Source organism: Zestosphaera sp., from assembly GCA_038727705.1.
Lineage (GTDB): Archaea > Thermoproteota > Thermoprotei_A > Sulfolobales > NBVN01 > Zestomicrobium.
In genome coordinates this window covers 201,776-218,327 of the sequence record JAVYVJ010000002.1, presented here as the reverse complement: position 1 = coordinate 218,327, position 16,552 = coordinate 201,776, and the positions used below count along the sequence as shown (strand labels likewise).

The following is a 16,552-nucleotide window of genomic DNA, read 5'->3' as shown; positions in this document are numbered from 1 at the left end:
GGTCGTAATAATGAGTGTTGCTCTGGAAGGGGATCAGCTCCGGCTTGTTGACGGCAGTTTGTGGGTGGTTAAGGGCTGTCACCATCCGCTTGATGGTGTGGTGGCCGTCCCAAGGATCTTCGAGGGCAGGAAGCTGAAGAGGTTGCACGAGGCCCGTGAAATCATATCGAGATACTACAGGCATTATGAGAGGTTCCTGCCGGAGTTTGGGAGAGCAGTGCCCGTGGTTCCGCATAATGCAATTCTCGAGTACCTGACGGCCCTCACCGCCTTTGAAAAAATCGTTAAGGGGTCCAGTCGACTCTACGATGTAGCTCTTGAGCTGGCCGAACTCCTCAGTGAGTGCGGTCTTAAATGCGGATTGAGCGGCAGTCTGTTAGGAGGTTACCACACAGCGACTTCAGACATAGATCTAGTGTGTGTTGAGACCGGTCTCAGTAGCTACGACTGCCTCAAATCCCTGAGGGAGTTGGGACTGATTAAGAACATTACAGCGGCTGAAGCGGTGGAGGAGAGCGCCGCGGTCGGCGAGTTACTTCCCGGCGTAATGCATGAGGAATTGTTGATGAATAAATTAACGCAAGGAACCTTTAAAGAAGTCAAGTATACGTTAAGAGTTGTTGACTGCAGTAGTGAGGAGGGAGTGCTCGGCCCGTACCACCACACCCGCAGGGAGCATGTGTTGGTGAAACTCCTCAACACCACGTACAAAACTCCCGCAGTATATGATGTGGAGTTGTTAAGACCCCACCTACATGAGGGCTTGAAAGCGTATCTGCTCACGTACCGTGCTAGGCTGACGGAACTCCCCTCAGGAACGGTGATTAAGGCTGATGGACTGCTGCATCTGGATCTCGAGAGGCGGTTCGTGCTGGTCAGTCTAGACGATCCTGAGTCGGTGATAGAATCTCTGACGACGTGCAGGCCCTTGAATAGGGCTTAGTCTGCCTAGATGAACGGGTTCCAAGCCGTGACTCTTAGCTTTAATTGACCGTCTTGATATAGTTATCAGGTGCTGGTTGAGTGGGTGATTTAATTGATCGCGAAGAGGAGGAGGGTTAAGGCGTATGTCAACACCTTGAGCGACCTGATAGGCAGTGAGAACCCAAGTAGGGAGCTAGCTATTCAGCTGGTTAAGAAGTACTTAGAGAGTGTTGGGGTGGAACCCTTCAGAGGGGCTTCAAAACCTGAGGACATATACGAGAAGGAGATGATAAGCCTCTATGTCGTAGCTACTAGGGGTTTAGGGATGAACAGCGAGTTCAGAGAGTTGGTGGGTAAGGTCTTCCATAAAGAGCTGTCGTATGAGGATACGTACCTGCTACTCTCCAGTAATGCTCCGGTCGAATCTACGCGTGAGGAGGTTCAGCTCGTCGCCGGCAACGTTGACGAGTCATACCTGACAAGAGTTCTGAGGTATGCGCTAACCCTATATTACCTAGACTTCGAACCGTTCGAAAACGTTGTGAAGGTCCTGAATAAGACATATCAAGCATTTCCAGAACACGGTGACGCCATAAGGAGGTTCACCAAATTCGTCATCTCTGTTAAGATGGCTGATGAGATCTCCCACGGCATCATAAAGAATAAGGTCGAAAAGGAAATCAGGAAGCAACTCCTCTCCCTCGAGATAGGGATACCTAAATCAACACCGCCGGACGACTACGTCGTGAAAGTCGCTAAAGTGGTTTACGAAATAAACGACGCCGTCTTGTCGAAGATATTCGAGCAAGTCCAAGTCGGCAGGCTGGATGAGACTAAACAGCAGTGAGTCGCTACCTAAATACTGTCGACCGCAACGACTAAACTTAAATACCTTGCTCCACTGTTAATGTTTGGTGTGGAGGGTGCTGAGGGCTCAGAGGCAGTCGATATACCTGGTTAGGAAGGGCGGGGAGAAAGTAGTTGTGGAGCACTTCAGAGCTCCTGACGGTAAGAGCTTCGTAGTAGTTCACAAGACTTTAAAGGGTTCCTATAGAGTCGGTGAGGAGGAGAAGGAGTGGGACTTGCTTGGGTTAGGCGGCTTCGAGGGGGTTAAGGAGGCCGAGGTTGACTACGCCACACTCCCGCCTGAGATCAGGAAGGCTGTCTCGGAAGTCTATAGATGAAGGTTAAATTACCCAGGTTTTAACCGACCTGCATCTGCTGTTAGAACGTCCATGAGGACATGGAGGCCCGCCTTTCCCGTAGGTGATGAAGCCTTCGGGCGTAAAATTATTATCTCTGAAGATCAGTTAAGAACGGGCAATCCGGTGGCTCTTTGCTATGGGTAGGTGCAGTGTATGCGGTAGGCACTCCTCGCTCATAAGTTCCTCCATATCCGTCTGTGCTGATTGCCTCAGGACTCAGGAGGAGGTTCCTCAAGTAGCTAGGTCGAAGCATGAAAAGTATAGGATTGGTTTGGGTTTGCCTCCCACGGTGCCCGGCACCCGTGACGGCCCCTATGTGAGGTGTCAGCTCTGCGTGAACGAATGTGTGTTGAGGGATGGTGAGGCGGGTTTCTGCGGTCTGTGGGTTAATGAGGGCAACTCCATAAAGTTCAGAGTTGGGCTCAGCAACGCGTTAGGCTTCTGGTATCTCGACCCGCATCCAACCAACTGCGTAGCAGCTCCGGTATGCCCAGCGAACACTGGCAGGGGCTATCCGAGATATACTAGAGTTAGGGGTGTGGAGGTAGGTCTTTATAATCTGGCTGTGTTCTTCGGCGGTTGTTCGCTTGACTGCCTCTTCTGCCAGAACTACGAGCATAAGGAACTTGCGGCTGAAGCTTCAAGGGGTAGGTCTAGGAGGGTGTTCACGAGGGAGGGTCTAGTGAAGGAGGCGTTGAGCAACCGCGTATCCTGCATATGCTATTTTGGAGGTGACCCAGGGCCGCACATACCTTACGCGATAGCGGCGTCTAGGGAGATCCTGAGGAGGGCTGAGGGTCAGGTCAAGAGGATCTGCTGGGAGACTAATGGGCTTCAGCATCCGAAGGTAATGGAGACGATCGCTAACCTAAGTCTGGAGTCGGGCGGGATAGTTAAGATAGACTGGAAGGCGTGGACACCTCAAGTATATGAGGCGTTGACAGGGGTCAACGGTGTTAAGGCTGTGGAGAGACTCAAGAACAACGTCAGGCTGGTCAGCGGGTTGAGTTCGCGGAGGGATCCTCCGCTCCTGACGGTGAGTACGTTGCTAGTGCCCGGTTACGTAGACATTACCGAAGTAAGTGGCATAGCAGAGTACCTGGCAGGGGTGGATCCTGAGATACCGTACGTCCTGTTGGCATTCCACCCAACCCACCTGATGAGGGATCTGCCCACAACCAGCTACAGCCACGCCGTCAAAGCCGTTAAAGCTGCTCGTGAAGCCGGCCTGAAGGAGGTCTACGTCGGCAATGAGTGGTTGCTCTCCAACTCCTACGAGGTTTAGCATTCAACTAAAGCTTAAAACACAAGCTGAGGACACAGATCCTCCATGCTGGAGGTGCTCACTCCTTAAGGCGTGGAACTTGCGTGGCGACCCCTACTTAATCAACGCTATTTTATCTCCCACATTAACGGTGTCCCCGGGCTTCACGAAAATCTTCTCGACGACGCCGCTCTTGGAGGCTTTAATCTCGAGCTCCATCTTCATCGACTCTATAGTCACTATAGTCTCGCCTAGACTCACTCTCGAGCCTTCGTTTGCGAGAACCTTAAGTATCTTGCCGGGGATCTCCGAGGTAACTACAGCCGCTCCTGAAGGGACTTCAGGCGCTCTGGCCTCAGCTACCTGGATGGGCATGGTGCTTTCCTGCACTGCTGGCGCGGGGGTGACCGCTGCTGGCTGCACTACCTCATGAGCCTCCTGAGCGACCTCAACTTCTCCACTGACCCGAACCACTATGTCCTTGTCATTAACCCTCACATGGTAGACGCCATTCCCTCCCTCCTTGACTTCAACACTGTACCTCCTGCCGCCGATCTCAACCACATACATTGCCTTACTCAATCGCGCCACACCACCATAGTTAAGAATCGGCAAACTTTAAAAAGGCGATAACTAGTTTTTTAATGCCTTCTATATTATCTTTGGGAGTCTGAGTTGGAAGGAGGGTCTGTACCACCTAACATAGCTGAGTTGAGGAAGCTGAGGGAGGAGGCGAGCTTAGGCGGAGGCCTGAAGGCTATTGAGGCCCAGCACGCTAAGGGAAAACTCACTGCCAGGGAGAGGCTTGAGCTACTATTCGACCCGGACACTATGCTGGAGTTCGACATGTTCGTGACACACAGAGCAACCGAGTTCGGCATGGCTGATAGGAAGGCGTACGGTGATGGCGTGGTCACGGCCTTAGGCAGAGTCGGCGGAAGACCTGCCGTAGGTATAGCTCAGGACTTCACCTTCATGGGCGGATCCTTAGGGGAGATGCACGCGTCCAAGATAGTTAAGGCCATGCAGTACGCCATGTCGGCAGGCATGCCGATAGTGTTCCTCAACGACTCCGGGGGTGCTAGAATCCAGGAGGGTGTGGACTCCCTGAGGGGCTACGGCGATATATTTTACATGAACGTCATGGCATCCGGCGTGGTCCCTCAGATAGCTGTGATAATGGGGCCCTGCGCTGGGGGGGCAGTATATTCGCCGGCCCTAATGGATTTCGTCATAATGGTTGACAAGACCTCATACATGTTCATAACGGGACCCAGGGTTGTGAAGGCCGCCATAGGTGAGGAGGTTACTGAGGAGGAGTTAGGAGGACCTCGCATCCACGTAACTAAGAGCGGGGTTGCACACTTCATAGCAAGGGACGATAAGGAGGCCATAGAATTGATTAAGAGATTACTCAGCTACCTGCCCTCGAACAACATGGAGATGCCTCCAAGAATCGTCACCAACGACCCGCCCAGTAGGGCTGAGGGTAGGTTGAACACGATAGTTCCTGAAGACCCACTTAAAGCTTACAACATGTATGATGTCATCGACGCCGTTTTTGATAGGGGGACATTCTTCGAAGTGTCCAGGGACTATGCGAGAAACGCGATAACGGGCTTCGCTCGACTCAACGGCTGGGTGGTGGGTGTGATAGCCAATCAACCGATGTTCCTGACCGGTGCGCTGGACATAAACGCCTCCGACAAGATAGCCAGGTTCGTCAGGATACTCAATGCCTTCAACATACCCATAATCACGTTCGTCGACGTCCCCGGCTACATACCCGGCACGTATCAGGAACACAACGGCATAATAAGGCATGGGGCTAAGGTGCTCTACGCATACAGTGAGGCGACCGTGCCCAAGCTAACAGTCATAGTTAGGAAAGCGTACGGTGGCGCCTACATAGCCATGAGTTCCAGACATTTGGGGGCGGACTTCGTAACCGCGTGGCCGACGGCCGAGATAGCGGTCATGGGTGCTGAGGGGGCTGCAGAGATTATATGGAGGTCTGAACTAGCTAAGGCTAAAACGCCTGAGGAGAGGCAGCAACTCCTAAATAAGCTGAGTCTGGAGTACAAGAATAAATTCCTCCATCCATACATAGCGGCCGCTAGAGGGTATATAGACTCCGTTATAGAGCCCGCCGAGACGCGCCCCACACTAGTGAGGGCTCTCGAGTACCTGCTGGGTAAGAGGGAAGTTAGAGTTAGGACACCGCCTAGGAAGCACGGGTTAATACCAGTTTGACATAACCTCTTTTACACTTAACCCCAATAACGTCACTCAGCCTGCGTAACGTTTTTACCGGGACTCTCGTTAACTATTTAATTTACGAGCTCTATTTTGTTGTTAGGTTGGGCACTATGTTCGAGAGGACTCCAGACGTGTCCGAGGTGCTTGAGAGGGCTGGCGACGGGTCCGAGGTAGTTATTCGCGGCTGGGTTCACAGGATCTTCAAGGTCGGCGGCAAGGTCTTCGCGTGGGTTAGAGATCATTCGGGCTTCATTCAGGTAGTCTTCGACAAGAGTAACTTAAGCGACGACTGGGAGTCTGTGGAGAAGCTGACGAGGGAGTCCAGCGTGGAGGTTAGGGGGTGTGTGAGGGTTGATGAGCGGGCTCCGGGAGGCAAGGAGATAGTGGCCATAGGGCTGGTCGTGTATGGGTACTCCCCGCCCTTCCCCATAAAGGGGGGTGAGGATGTCGAGTACCTGCTCAACATCAGACACCTATGGCTTAGGTCCAGGCAGATGATCGCCCTGCTTAAGATTAAGCACACGGTAATTCAAGCGTTGAGGGACTGGCTGGTTAAGGACGGGTGGTGGGAGACCACACCCCCGATACTCACGGGCTCTGCCGTGGAGGGTGGGGCCACACTGTTCGAGGTCAAGTACTTCGATAAGGCGGCCTACCTATCGCAGTCGGCACAACTCTACTTGGAGGTATTGATATTCCCGCTGAATAAAGTGTGGGCGTTAACGCCCTCCTTCAGAGCGGAGAAGTCCAGAACCAGGAGACACCTGAGTGAGTACTGGCACTTGGAGGTGGAGGCTGCCTGGTATGATATGGAGGACATGATGAGGGTGGCCGAGGAGATAGTGAGCTACGCAACGTCAAGGATTTTAGAGGAGCGTAGGGAGGAGTTGAAGCTACTTAACAGGGACACGTCAAAACTTGAGGCAGCCCTACACCCTCCCTATCCTAAGATAACGTATGACGAGGCGATAGAGAGGTTGAGAAGTAGAGGCTTCAGCGTTGAATGGGGTGATGACTACGGCGCTGATGAGGAGAAGGCCTTGACCGAGGAGTTCGACAGACCGTTCTTCGTAACCCACTTCCCGCGCCACATAAAGGCATTCTACATGAAGGAGGACCCCAGGAGACCTGAAGTAGTTCTTGGCTTCGACCTGCTGGCCCCTGAGGGCTACGGCGAGATCATAGGGGGGTCTCAGAGGGAGGACGATTATGAGAAGCTGTACAATAGGATAATCGCGGAGGGTCTGAACTATCAGGACTACGAATGGTACCTAGACCTGAGGAAATATGGAAGTGTACCGCACTCAGGCTTTGGACTGGGCGTTGAGAGGCTGGTCATGTGGCTGGCAGGCATAGAGCACATAAGGGATGCGATACCCTTCCCAAGATGGAGGGAAAGGATATATCCGTAAGAGAGTGTGATGTGAATACATTCTCTTTTTAGCCGACGTATGCCACATGGCCTTTAATGCCCTTGCTATATGTCTTCTGCTTCCAATGGAAAGTCCGTAAGTTCATCGTCTACATGCATCAACCGGCAGTAGGTCACGAACTGCCGAATCACTTGGAGGAAGTCTTTCACCTCTTCAGGATGGGGGGAGTTGGTGGCTAACCCACGGAAAATCCTGACAATCGTAATCGGGGATCTCTTCTATTCGTAGACTACATTAATTATGTGTTTCACGCCGCTGAGTCCTTCAGTGATGATTAAACGTATCAACTCCTTAGTCGTGTCTGTCAGCTCCAGCTTCAAAGCCGTGTCGAACTTGAAGAATCCTATCCCCAGTGATTCCTCATTGTATTTAGGCACCCCTTCAGCGTCCTTGATCAAGTAGTCGAGTATCACGTAATGATATTTGATGCTGTAGTCCCTTCTGAGACGCATGTACTCAGTGATGGCGAAGAGCTCTGCCTTGCTGGCTTTAAGGGATGTCTCCTCCTCTAGCTCCCTGAATAATGCGGTCATGATGGGCTCACCAGCTTCTATGTGTCCTCCAGGTATTGACCACAAGTTAGGTGATGGAGGATACCTCCTCTTAATCAAGAGGATCTCATTACCGTCTCTGAGCACTACGGCACCCACAGCCACTCTGGGCCACTCGCCCAACAGATCCACCTACGATAGTGATATGCTCGCGAATTAATGCTTTAATGCAGAAGTTATCTTAGGACTGAGGCCATGCATGCTGGGAGCGGATTAGAATGCGCTAGTTGCGGCTTTGTGTCAAGGGGGACTGCGTACGTTGATAAGTGTCCTTATTGCGGCGGCCTTCTAATCCCGGCGTTCAGGGGTCCCCTGACTAGGGTCAGGGGTTCTGGTGTGTGGGTGTGGAGTAGAGCCCTTTACACATCCTTCATGAGACCTAGGATCACATTGGGTGAGGGTAATACCCCCCTACTCAAGTCGGTCAGGATCGGCAGAAGCCTAGGGCTTGACCTATACTTCAAGGACGAGTCGAAGAACCCAACGGGATCCTTCATAGACAGGGGCGCCGCCACCCTCACCACAGCCCTCAAGCATTTCAGAGTAAAGTCCGTCTCCATCGCCTCCACAGGTGATTTAGGAATCTCCCTATCAACCTACCTGAGGAGGGTGGGCATCACCACTAGTGTCTACGTGCCCTCAAGCGTGACGCCGAGTAAGGCATACAAGACGCTACTGATCGGTAGTAGGGTGAGGTTTGTTGATAGTTATGAGGAAGCTTTGAGCAGGGCGCTGAAGAGTGCTGAAGTCTACGGCGTCGCTGTACCTCCCTCGCATCCATACCTTATGGACGGATATAGGACCCTAGTATTCGAGGTGCTTCACGAGCTTGGTAGGAAGACACCTCTAAGCATTGTCATCCCCATCGGGGACGGGGTCTTGACTATGAGCATCTACCGAGCCCTCAAGGACCTGAACCTCAGGTTCAGATTCTTAGGGGTTAGGGCGTGCAGGGAGTCACCACTGCTGAGGGAGATATACGTGGCTAAACCCATGCTTCACAGATACTTGGAGGACCTCACGTCGTCGGGGTTCCTGGAGATGGTTGACGTGTGTGATGACGAGGCGCTTGAGGCAAGCGAACTGGTTATTAGGAGGGAAGGCTTTTTAATAGGGCCTATCAGTGCGTCCTGCGTCGCGGCGCTTCAGAAGGCGGAGGCTAGAGTCAGAGGTAATGGGGCGACTGTGGCTTTACTGACTGGCGACCCCCTACATGACCCTTACGTCATGAAGGCATTGCTGGAGAGGACTACCGGCAGTAGAGAAGAGTTCCTGAATCTAGGATTCACCAAATCAAAGATTTTGGAGATGATTGCCTACGGAAAGCCCATGCACCCATACATGATATGGAAGGAATTACGTAGTAGGTACGGACTCTCCCTCAGTAGGAGGAGCGTGTATAAGCACGTCAACGAGCTCGTTGAGGCAGGCCTCCTTGAGATAATTGACTTCAGAAGGGTCGGCGGCAGGCTGAGGAAGTTGGTCACTGTGACTGAGCAAGGCTTGAAGTACCTCAGATAGGCCTGCCTGTTGTCCTAAGCGATTCCGCTCGTAAGCTTATATAGTGAACCCAATAGTGTATCCATTACCTAAAAACTCCAACCCGCTAGTCTGAGTGGGTGGTGAGGATGAGCTTAGTCAGGGCTTCCCTTTACACGGCGTTGGTCCTAATAGCTACCATAATACTTCAGATCTATACTCCAGCGACGAGGGGGTACTTCAACCTGGGGGAGGTCGCCATATACACGGTGGCGGCGCTCACCACCCCCACGTTGGCCGGCCTTGCCTCAGGAATGGGATCGGCCCTGGCTGACCTGGTGACAGGCTACGGAATCTTCGCGCCAGGCACCTTACTCATTAAGTTCGTTGAAGGCTTCGTTGTCTCACTACTAATCAGGAGCTTCAGGGGGAGGGTCGGCGATCCACGGAGACTTCGCCTAATCTCCATAATGACGGGCCTGGTGCTCGGAGCCACTATAGCGGGTCTGGGAGTGCTTCTCTTCACTGGGGAGGTCGAGCTTACCTCGATACCGCTAAGCATAGCGGGACTCAACGTGAACGTGGTTTCAGCGTCGTTCACGCTAGGCTCTTGGTTCTGGATCTTGGTGGGCGCGCTGATCGCGGGCTCCGTGGCTTATGTGGTGGTGAGAGGTGGTGAGGCGCTGAGTCACGTGGTTCCGATACTGGCCGGCGGCTCCCTCATGGTCCTCGGGTACTTCCTGTACGAGTACTTTATCTCTAACCCACTCCAGGGAGTGCCGTCTGGGGAGGCTTTCCTTGAAGTTCCAGTCAACTTCGGCCAGGCTCTAGCGGGCCTGACGCTCTCCTCACCAGTGATATCCTTCGTCACTCGGGCTAGAAGGTAGTTCTAGGTTGATCGTTAAGAACCTCAGTGTATGGGTGGGTGGACAGCAGATAGTGAGGGACGCCTCCCTCGAAGTCGGTGAGGGTGAGGCAGTGCTCCTGGTAGGTCCCTCCGGCTCCGGAAAGTCAACGCTTCTTAAAGCGTTGAGCGGCGTGATACCCTCGGTCGTTAGTGGTGTTGTGAAGGGTTACTGCAGCCCCTCCCTAGGAGTACTGCGGGGTAGGGCTATGTACGTCCACCAGGAACCGTGGTTCTTCATATCAACACCGTATGTGTGGTCTGAAGTCCTCGGCTACGCTGAGTCCAGATTAAGCGACGGCATGTCCAACGTCGACAACGTGTTGGGGGAATTCGGCTTAGGTGGATACGCTGCCAGAACAACGTACACCATGAGCTCCGGCGAGATACAGAGGTTGGCGTTCCTCATAGCTGCGGGCTCAAGTAAGGACGTGCTCCTGCTAGACGAGCCCTCCTCCTACTTGGACAGAAGGAACTCGGAGACGCTGGTCAGGTATGCTGAGAAGATTTTGAAGGAGTACGGTAAGACGTTGGTAATAGTGGATCACGACATGTCCCTCTGGAGTAACGTGGTCAGCAGGACTTTCTACATGCATGAAGGACTCCTAACAGACTCGCCGGCAAACCCGTTTGGGGAGGTTCTCGAACGTATGATGAGAAGCCTAAGACCCCCTGATGTGAATAGCGGTGGTTGTATGAGAATAATTGTTGACAGCTTCAAATTCCCTGACTCCGGGGAGCCTTTGCTGAAGGACGTGGATTTCGATGTGTGTAGGGGGGAGGTAGTGGTTGTTAAGGGGGTATCAGGTTCCGGGAAGACTACACTGCTTAAGCTTGTGGCCGGGGAGTATGTGAGAGGTGGTAGGGTAGTTAGGTTTAATGGAGTCCGTCGAAAACTGGTGTTGGTGCCGGATAACCCTCTACTCTTCTTAAGTTCGCCCACGCCGGCTGAGGAGGTGGGTCGGGAGGGCTTGAAGTTCCTTGAGTTTTTCGGACTCTCAAGCAAGATTGAGACCCCCATCATGAGACTAAGCAGTGGCGAGAGGAGGAGGCTGGCCATAGCCTCAGCGTTAGCTAGGGGGTATGAATTCATTCTTATGGACGAGCCGACGGCAGGCCTTGACCCCATCAACAAGCATTACGTTCTGGAGACGATAGTAAGAGCCTCCACGATGGGCACGGGCTTCGTCATTGCGTCGCACGACCCCTTCGTCGAGATGATCGCTAATAAGGTGGTGAGTATTGAGCGTCGTTAGGAAGGTGCCGGAGTTAGTGAGGGTTTTCAGCTCACTGTTATTCAGGGCTGTCTTCATATATGGTGATATTGAGGGGAGGCATGTCCCTCTACTGTTGAACCTCACCCTACTGGCTGCCCAGATACTGGCTGTCAGGGGAGGTGTTCTCCACACACTAATCGCACTCGCCTCAGCTGTTTTGACCTACGTGATGCGCGGCTCCACCAGAGCGATTAAATACGCTGCAGTCCTGGCCTCAATCCCGGCCGCATGGTATCTCATAATGTCCCTGCCCTTCACGATGAGCATTCAATCCTCGGCGCTCATATCCCTGCGTGTTCTCACCGTCAGCCTCTCGTTCCTATGCTTTTTCTACTTCCTGAATCCCGTGGAGGTATCCACTCTGCTGAAGGTCTTGGGCTTGAGGAGTGCCTCGCTCTACCCTGCCCTCACGTGGAGGGTGGTCCCACATATAATGCGTGACGCCGAAACAGCGTTGCTCGTCGGCAGTATGAAGGGGGTTGAGACTTGGAGGAGCCTCGCTATCTCGATAGTGACGACGGAGGAGTATGTGTCGTTGTATGAGGAGGGCATACACACTAAACCAGCCTACAACCCCTCATTTACCTACAACCCGAGACACACGGCCATAACCCTAGCTTTGCTGGCCGTCCTAATCGCTGCCAACGTTCTCATCACCCTCTAGCGATGGGAACTCGTTCAGGAACCTTAAATATCTCCGGACACGGTACTATTTAGTGGTCAACGATGTCATTAGCCCCTGGCGCGAGGTACGTGCGGAAGTATTCGATAACGCCGCAACACACAGCCAAGCATGTGGGTTCCGGAACCCTTGAGGTGCTCTCCACACCATCCATGATATCTTTTATGGAGGAGACATGCTGCATATTCGCTGGGGAGGGCCTGCCCGAGGGTCAGACGACCGTGGGCACTCATGTCGACGTGTATCACGTGAAGCCCGCGCTGGTCGGCAGTGAGGTGGAGATACGTTCCACGTTGCTGCAGGCTGATGGCAGGAGACTGATCTTCTGGGTTGAGGCGTGGAGCTCAGACAGCCTGATAGGGTACGGCGTACATGAGAGGGTGGTAGTGGATAGGGAGAAGTTCCTCTCAAGGCTTAAGTGAGGTTCCTCAACGCTCTGCTTTTTACGCCTGCCCTCCCTAATAAAACTTATTAGTTGGACCGTGAATCACTACTTAAGTGGTGGGCGATGTGGACGTAGAGACGTGCATCAAGCTCGCTACGAGAGGGGCTTCTGAAGTGGTGACTATGGATGAGCTTAGGGAGTTGTTCGAGACCGGTGGCGGCTCAGGATATCTGGGTTTCGAGCCCAGCGGGGTCTTCCACGTTGGCTGGTTCGTGTGGGCTCTCAAGTTTAAGGACCTCGTTGAGGCTGGCTTAAAGATGAACCTCCTCGCCGCTACTTGGCATGCTTGGGTTAACGACAAGTTGGGCGGTGATATGGATCTAATCAGGGTTGCCGCGAGGCATGTAGCTACTGTGCTGGATACGTTGGGTATTGAGGGCCGGTATAGGCTTGTATATGCAGAGGACTTGATGAACAACCCTAACTACTGGGCCACACTACTTAGAGTCGCTAAGTCTACTAGCTTAGCCAGGATTAAGAGGGCCTTAACCATATTGGGTAGGAAGGCCGATGAAGGCGAGTCAGACTTCTCGAAACTCATATACCCTCTTATGCAGGTCACAGACATATTCGAGTTAGGGATTGACGTCGCCCTCGGAGGTACTGACCAGAGGAGAGCGCACATGCTTCAGAGAGACGTTGCTGAGAAGCTGAGGAGGCGTAAGGTGGTGGCTATACACACCCCTCTGATACCGTCCCTCCAGGGCTTCAGCAGGATGGATATGGGTGGCGTCGGCGAGGAAGTGCTCGAAGAGCTCGCCATGGAGTACAAGATGAGCAAGTCAAAGCCCGAGTCAGCGATCTTCGTCACCGACGCTGACGAGGTCATCAGAGATAAGGTGCTCAAGGCCTACTGCCCCCTGAAAGTCGTTGAAGGCAACCCCATTCTGGACATAGCTAAGCATCTAATATTCCGCGGTGAGGAAAAGAGGTTCACTATCGAGAGGCCACAGAAGTTCGGTGGCAGCATCGACGTGTGGAGTCAGGAGGAGTTGGTTAGGCTGTACGCAGACGGCTCTATACACCCACTAGACCTCAAGAACGCCGTCGCTAACTACCTGATCGAGCTGATTAGACCAATCCGTGAGAGACTGCTGAGCAACAAGGAGTACAGTAAGGCAATTCGCGTGATAATGAATGCTGTGAGCAGGTAGCAGAAGGGCCGGGGGTGGCCCTCCCCACCTCATGATACCCCGTACACGGGGAACTTCAGTGGGGCCACTGTAAACACGTCTTGGGGACTATTAAGCTTTAACCTGCTGACTCTTAAGCGGCGGTCTCCTGGCCCTGGCTAGGAGGTTCGGAGACTCCAGCTCTTCAAGCCTTCTTTCAAGATTGTCAAGCTTGTCCATCATGTCGTTCATGAGCTTCTCCAGTAGGTACATCTTCCCCTTAACGTAGGTGAGTTCACCGTCATAGCTGTTCAACTTCTGAATCGTCGGGTTCTCCACCTGCAGATTCCCATAAAGCCCCTGCTTTATGAATATCTTAATGAGGTCTGTCACTTGAATACCCATGCTATTAGCTAGCTGGCGTAACTCATCATACAGCTTATCAGGCAGTGAAAGGTGTACTGTCGGTATAGTAGTCATCCTCAAGAGTAATATTGGAAGAGAAGTATATAAAGTTATCCTTCACTATGTCTTCCTATTTAAAGAGGAATCCATTTAATGATGATCTGCTGTGTATTGAATACTCCTGTCTAGTATTGTTTTATGGTGGCACGATGAGGATAGTAACCTTCAAACTAGATGAGATCACTTTAAGAAGACTGGACGAGTTAGCTACTAAGCTCGGCCTCTCCAGGTCTGAGATCATTAGATTAGCTCTAATGAACTACATCTCAAGGGAGAATATAAACCCTAAAAAGCAAGGAGTTAAGGTAAAACATGTTGTCCTTACATGAAGGGAATACAGGAGGTATGTAGTCTCATTTAATCGAGAAGACTACAACCCTAGCGGAGGGCCACTCAACTAGCTTGCCCGGTGAGACGCTCCACTCTCTACCGACCCTAACGACCTCGTGGCCCGCTAGACTGAGGAAATGGTCCAAGGGCTTCAGGGGGAGTGTGACCCCCTCCAACCAGTAATGCATGGGAACCACCGCCTTAGGTGCCACGACCTTAACGAACTCAACCGCCTCTTCCGGCTCTAGAGTGAAGGTCCCGCCAACCGGCACGAAGAGTATGTGTGGTTCTCTCAAGGCGTTCAACACCGCCGGCTCAGGCATGTCCCCTAGATCGCCCACGTGAAGGAGTCTGAGACCCTCCACCTCAACTAGATACATAATCACTCTCCCCCTTCTCCTCCCCTTAAACCTGTCATGGTAGGCCTCGACCCCGAGGGCCCTGTGTTTTCCCACTTTGAATTCCCCTTTCTGCATGGAATACACTCTTCCCTCATCCTTCCTAACCAGTTGGTATGCGTTGTGGTCGAAGTGCTCGTGAGTCACTAAGACGGCGTCAGCCCTAGCCTTGGGGGCAGGCAGTCCTAGGCTGGCCCCGTCGTGGGGATCAATGACTATGGAGAAGCCGTCGCTATCGATCAGCTCGAAGCACGCGTGACCGTGCCACCTGATTAAAACCATCGAGTAACACTTCCTAGATAGTCTTCTCTCGCAAGATATAAATGCATGTATTACCAGTTCTTCAAGCTGAGGTGTTAGTACTACTAGTGTTTAGCAACCCTCCTCCTGAGGACCGCGTCCCACTGACTAGGTAACAATAACGCCATAACCGGCACTAACTCGAGCCTGCCTAACCACATGAACAGAGCCAGCACCACTCTACACACGTCATTTAGCTTGAATAGGTCCATATAGCATGGACCCACATTACCTTGGGCTGACACGACGGCGGAGAACGCCTGGAATGGATCGTAGCCGAACGCTGTTAGCATCAATGTGCCCGCCACTATAGCCACCAAATACGCTGAGATGAACATGAAGAGCCTCAGGATATCCTCGTGTCTCAGGACTTGATTGCCCAGCTTAACCGGTTTGAGAGCTCCGGCGGGGAGGAAGAGTAGCTGAACCTGGTTGACCATGACCTTAAGCGCAGCAACTACCCTACCGACCTTAATGGCGCCGCCCGTGGAGCATAAACTACCACCGACGAACATTAGTAGTAGAAGCACCGTTTTTGATAGGGGAGGCCATAAGTCTATGTTCGACGTAGTGTAGCCGGTCGTAGTCATTATCGATATAGTCTGGAAGATCGCGAGTCTAAGCGCCTCCAGCATGTTGACGCCCAGCCAGCGCGTCAAGTCGAACGTCATGATTAGCGTTGAGGTGGCGATCATGGCTATCGTTGCCTTAACCTCATAGTGTTTAAAGAACTGCTTAGGGCCGTGGACGAAGAGGATGTAGTGGGCTAGGAAGTTAGTGCCCCCTACGAACGTGAAGAAGGCTAGGGCCATCTCCACAGACGGGTTGTGAAACGCCGCTACACTATCGGTTCGTGTTGAGAAACCTCCCGTGGCCAGGGCCGTGAACGAGTGTGTTACAGCGTCAAACCAATCCAGACCTAAGAGCATGAGTGTGAGCGTACATGCAATAGTGTAGCCTAAGTATATGATCCATATCGACCTCACAGTAGCCCATGTGGAGGGCTTTATCCTAAGCTCCCTAGCCTCAGCCACGTAGAGCCTCCACAGGCTAACGCTCTCCGTAGGTCCTATCACGAATATCAGGAACAGCATTATTATGCCGGTTCCACCCAGCCATTGAGTTAAGGCTCTCCAGAAGAGTACTGATTTAGGCACCGCCTCAATCACCTTGATGAGAGTCATCCCAGTGGTTGAGAACCCTGACATGCTCTCGAAGAAGGCGTCGATCCAGCTCATACCTATTGTTAGAACGTAGGGCACCGCTCCAAGCAGGGCCACAGCAATCCAGCTGATGCTTGAAATGAAGGCTGCCTCAGTCAGTGCTATCGTTGACGGTGCCGGTAGAAGCAGGCTCAACGTGAACGTGATGGCGAAGGACGCTGAGCTGACGATTAGAAAGGGTAGCACTTCGCTAACCTCTCCGTAGACAAGTCCTACGAGGGCGGGTGCCAGCATGGTCAAGCTAGCTATACTCACTATCCTACACACCACGTTCAACATGGTGGTTATGCCCCTGATGCCC

General features: G+C 52.6%; 19 protein-coding genes. 14 read left to right on the top strand and 5 right to left on the bottom strand.

Going from position 1 to position 16,552, the window contains the following annotated elements:
- Positions 1–10: 10 nt before the first annotated feature.
- The 4 genes from QW772_05305 (at position 11) to QW772_05290 (ending at position 3,414) form a co-directional block, all read left to right on the top strand.
- The gene (locus QW772_05305; protein MEM0038325.1) at positions 11–943 is read left to right on the top strand and encodes a hypothetical protein; all 933 of its coding nucleotides are present in this window, start codon (positions 11–13) and stop codon (positions 941–943) included.
- A 93-nt stretch (positions 944–1,036) separates the two neighbouring features.
- Positions 1,037–1,771 carry a DUF2192 domain-containing protein gene (locus tag QW772_05300; GenBank protein MEM0038324.1) on the top strand — a complete coding sequence of 245 codons (735 nt, stop codon included), beginning with the start codon at positions 1,037–1,039 and terminating at the stop codon, positions 1,769–1,771.
- Positions 1,772–1,838: 67 nt separating this feature from the next.
- Positions 1,839–2,108, top strand: a complete 270-nt coding sequence (locus QW772_05295; GenBank protein MEM0038323.1) for a hypothetical protein — start codon at positions 1,839–1,841, stop codon at positions 2,106–2,108.
- A 157-nt stretch (positions 2,109–2,265) separates the two neighbouring features.
- Entirely contained in the window at positions 2,266–3,414 is a 1,149-nt protein-coding gene (locus tag QW772_05290; protein ID MEM0038322.1) for a radical SAM protein, read from the top strand.
- Positions 3,415–3,507: 93 nt separating this feature from the next.
- On the opposite strand, the gene QW772_05285 is transcribed toward QW772_05290, so the two are convergent.
- Positions 3,508–4,008, bottom strand: a complete 501-nt coding sequence (locus QW772_05285; protein MEM0038321.1) for a biotin/lipoyl-containing protein — start codon at positions 4,006–4,008, stop codon at positions 3,508–3,510.
- A gap of 60 nt (positions 4,009–4,068) precedes the next feature.
- Between QW772_05285 and QW772_05280 the strand changes: the two genes are divergently transcribed.
- From QW772_05280 to QW772_05270, 3 genes are all read left to right on the top strand, one after another.
- The gene (locus QW772_05280; GenBank protein MEM0038320.1) at positions 4,069–5,646 is read left to right on the top strand and encodes an acyl-CoA carboxylase subunit beta; all 1,578 of its coding nucleotides are present in this window, start codon (positions 4,069–4,071) and stop codon (positions 5,644–5,646) included.
- A gap of 116 nt (positions 5,647–5,762) precedes the next feature.
- On the top strand, positions 5,763–7,064 hold the full coding sequence (gene asnS, locus QW772_05275; GenBank protein MEM0038319.1) for an asparagine--tRNA ligase: 1,302 nt from the start codon (positions 5,763–5,765) through the stop codon (positions 7,062–7,064).
- 56 nt (positions 7,065–7,120) lie between these two features.
- Positions 7,121–7,264 carry a hypothetical protein gene (locus QW772_05270; protein MEM0038318.1) on the top strand — a complete coding sequence of 48 codons (144 nt, stop codon included), beginning with the start codon at positions 7,121–7,123 and terminating at the stop codon, positions 7,262–7,264.
- Positions 7,265–7,303: 39 nt separating this feature from the next.
- On the opposite strand, the gene QW772_05265 is transcribed toward QW772_05270, so the two are convergent.
- On the bottom strand, positions 7,304–7,759 hold the full coding sequence (locus tag QW772_05265; GenBank protein ID MEM0038317.1) for an NUDIX hydrolase: 456 nt from the start codon (positions 7,757–7,759) through the stop codon (positions 7,304–7,306).
- A 72-nt stretch (positions 7,760–7,831) separates the two neighbouring features.
- Between QW772_05265 and QW772_05260 the strand changes: the two genes are divergently transcribed.
- The 6 genes from QW772_05260 (at position 7,832) to QW772_05235 (ending at position 13,577) form a co-directional block, all read left to right on the top strand.
- On the top strand, positions 7,832–9,157 hold the full coding sequence (locus QW772_05260; protein MEM0038316.1) for a pyridoxal-phosphate dependent enzyme: 1,326 nt from the start codon (positions 7,832–7,834) through the stop codon (positions 9,155–9,157).
- 107 nt (positions 9,158–9,264) lie between these two features.
- On the top strand, positions 9,265–10,002 hold the full coding sequence (locus QW772_05255; protein ID MEM0038315.1) for an ECF transporter S component: 738 nt from the start codon (positions 9,265–9,267) through the stop codon (positions 10,000–10,002).
- 34 nt (positions 10,003–10,036) lie between these two features.
- A complete protein-coding gene (locus QW772_05250) occupies positions 10,037–11,275 on the top strand; it encodes an ATP-binding cassette domain-containing protein (GenBank protein MEM0038314.1) in 1,239 nt (412 codons plus the stop codon).
- Positions 11,262–11,960, top strand: a complete 699-nt coding sequence (locus QW772_05245; GenBank protein ID MEM0038313.1) for a hypothetical protein — start codon at positions 11,262–11,264, stop codon at positions 11,958–11,960. Before QW772_05250 ends, QW772_05245 begins: the two co-directional genes overlap by 14 nt.
- 62 nt (positions 11,961–12,022) lie before the next feature.
- Positions 12,023–12,400 carry a thioesterase family protein gene (locus QW772_05240; GenBank protein MEM0038312.1) on the top strand — a complete coding sequence of 126 codons (378 nt, stop codon included), beginning with the start codon at positions 12,023–12,025 and terminating at the stop codon, positions 12,398–12,400.
- A 79-nt stretch (positions 12,401–12,479) separates the two neighbouring features.
- Positions 12,480–13,577, top strand: coding sequence for a tyrosine--tRNA ligase (locus QW772_05235; GenBank protein MEM0038311.1), 1,098 nt, complete (start codon positions 12,480–12,482; stop codon positions 13,575–13,577).
- 90 nt (positions 13,578–13,667) lie between these two features.
- Here the strand turns inward: QW772_05235 and QW772_05230 are convergent, their stop codons facing one another.
- Positions 13,668–14,015 (bottom strand): hypothetical protein, encoded by a 348-nt coding sequence (locus QW772_05230; GenBank protein ID MEM0038310.1) that lies wholly within the window; start codon positions 14,013–14,015, stop codon positions 13,668–13,670.
- A 134-nt stretch (positions 14,016–14,149) separates the two neighbouring features.
- Between QW772_05230 and QW772_05225 the strand changes: the two genes are divergently transcribed.
- Positions 14,150–14,329: a CopG family transcriptional regulator gene (locus QW772_05225; protein MEM0038309.1), complete on the top strand. Its 180-nt coding sequence runs from the start codon at positions 14,150–14,152 to the stop codon at positions 14,327–14,329.
- Between the two features lie 24 nt (positions 14,330–14,353).
- On the opposite strand, the gene QW772_05220 is transcribed toward QW772_05225, so the two are convergent.
- Both QW772_05220 and QW772_05215 read right to left on the bottom strand, forming a co-directional pair.
- On the bottom strand, positions 14,354–15,010 hold the full coding sequence (locus tag QW772_05220; GenBank protein ID MEM0038308.1) for an MBL fold metallo-hydrolase: 657 nt from the start codon (positions 15,008–15,010) through the stop codon (positions 14,354–14,356).
- A gap of 83 nt (positions 15,011–15,093) precedes the next feature.
- Positions 15,094–16,506, bottom strand: a complete 1,413-nt coding sequence (locus QW772_05215; protein ID MEM0038307.1) for a TrkH family potassium uptake protein — start codon at positions 16,504–16,506, stop codon at positions 15,094–15,096.
- Positions 16,507–16,552: the final 46 nt, after the last annotated feature.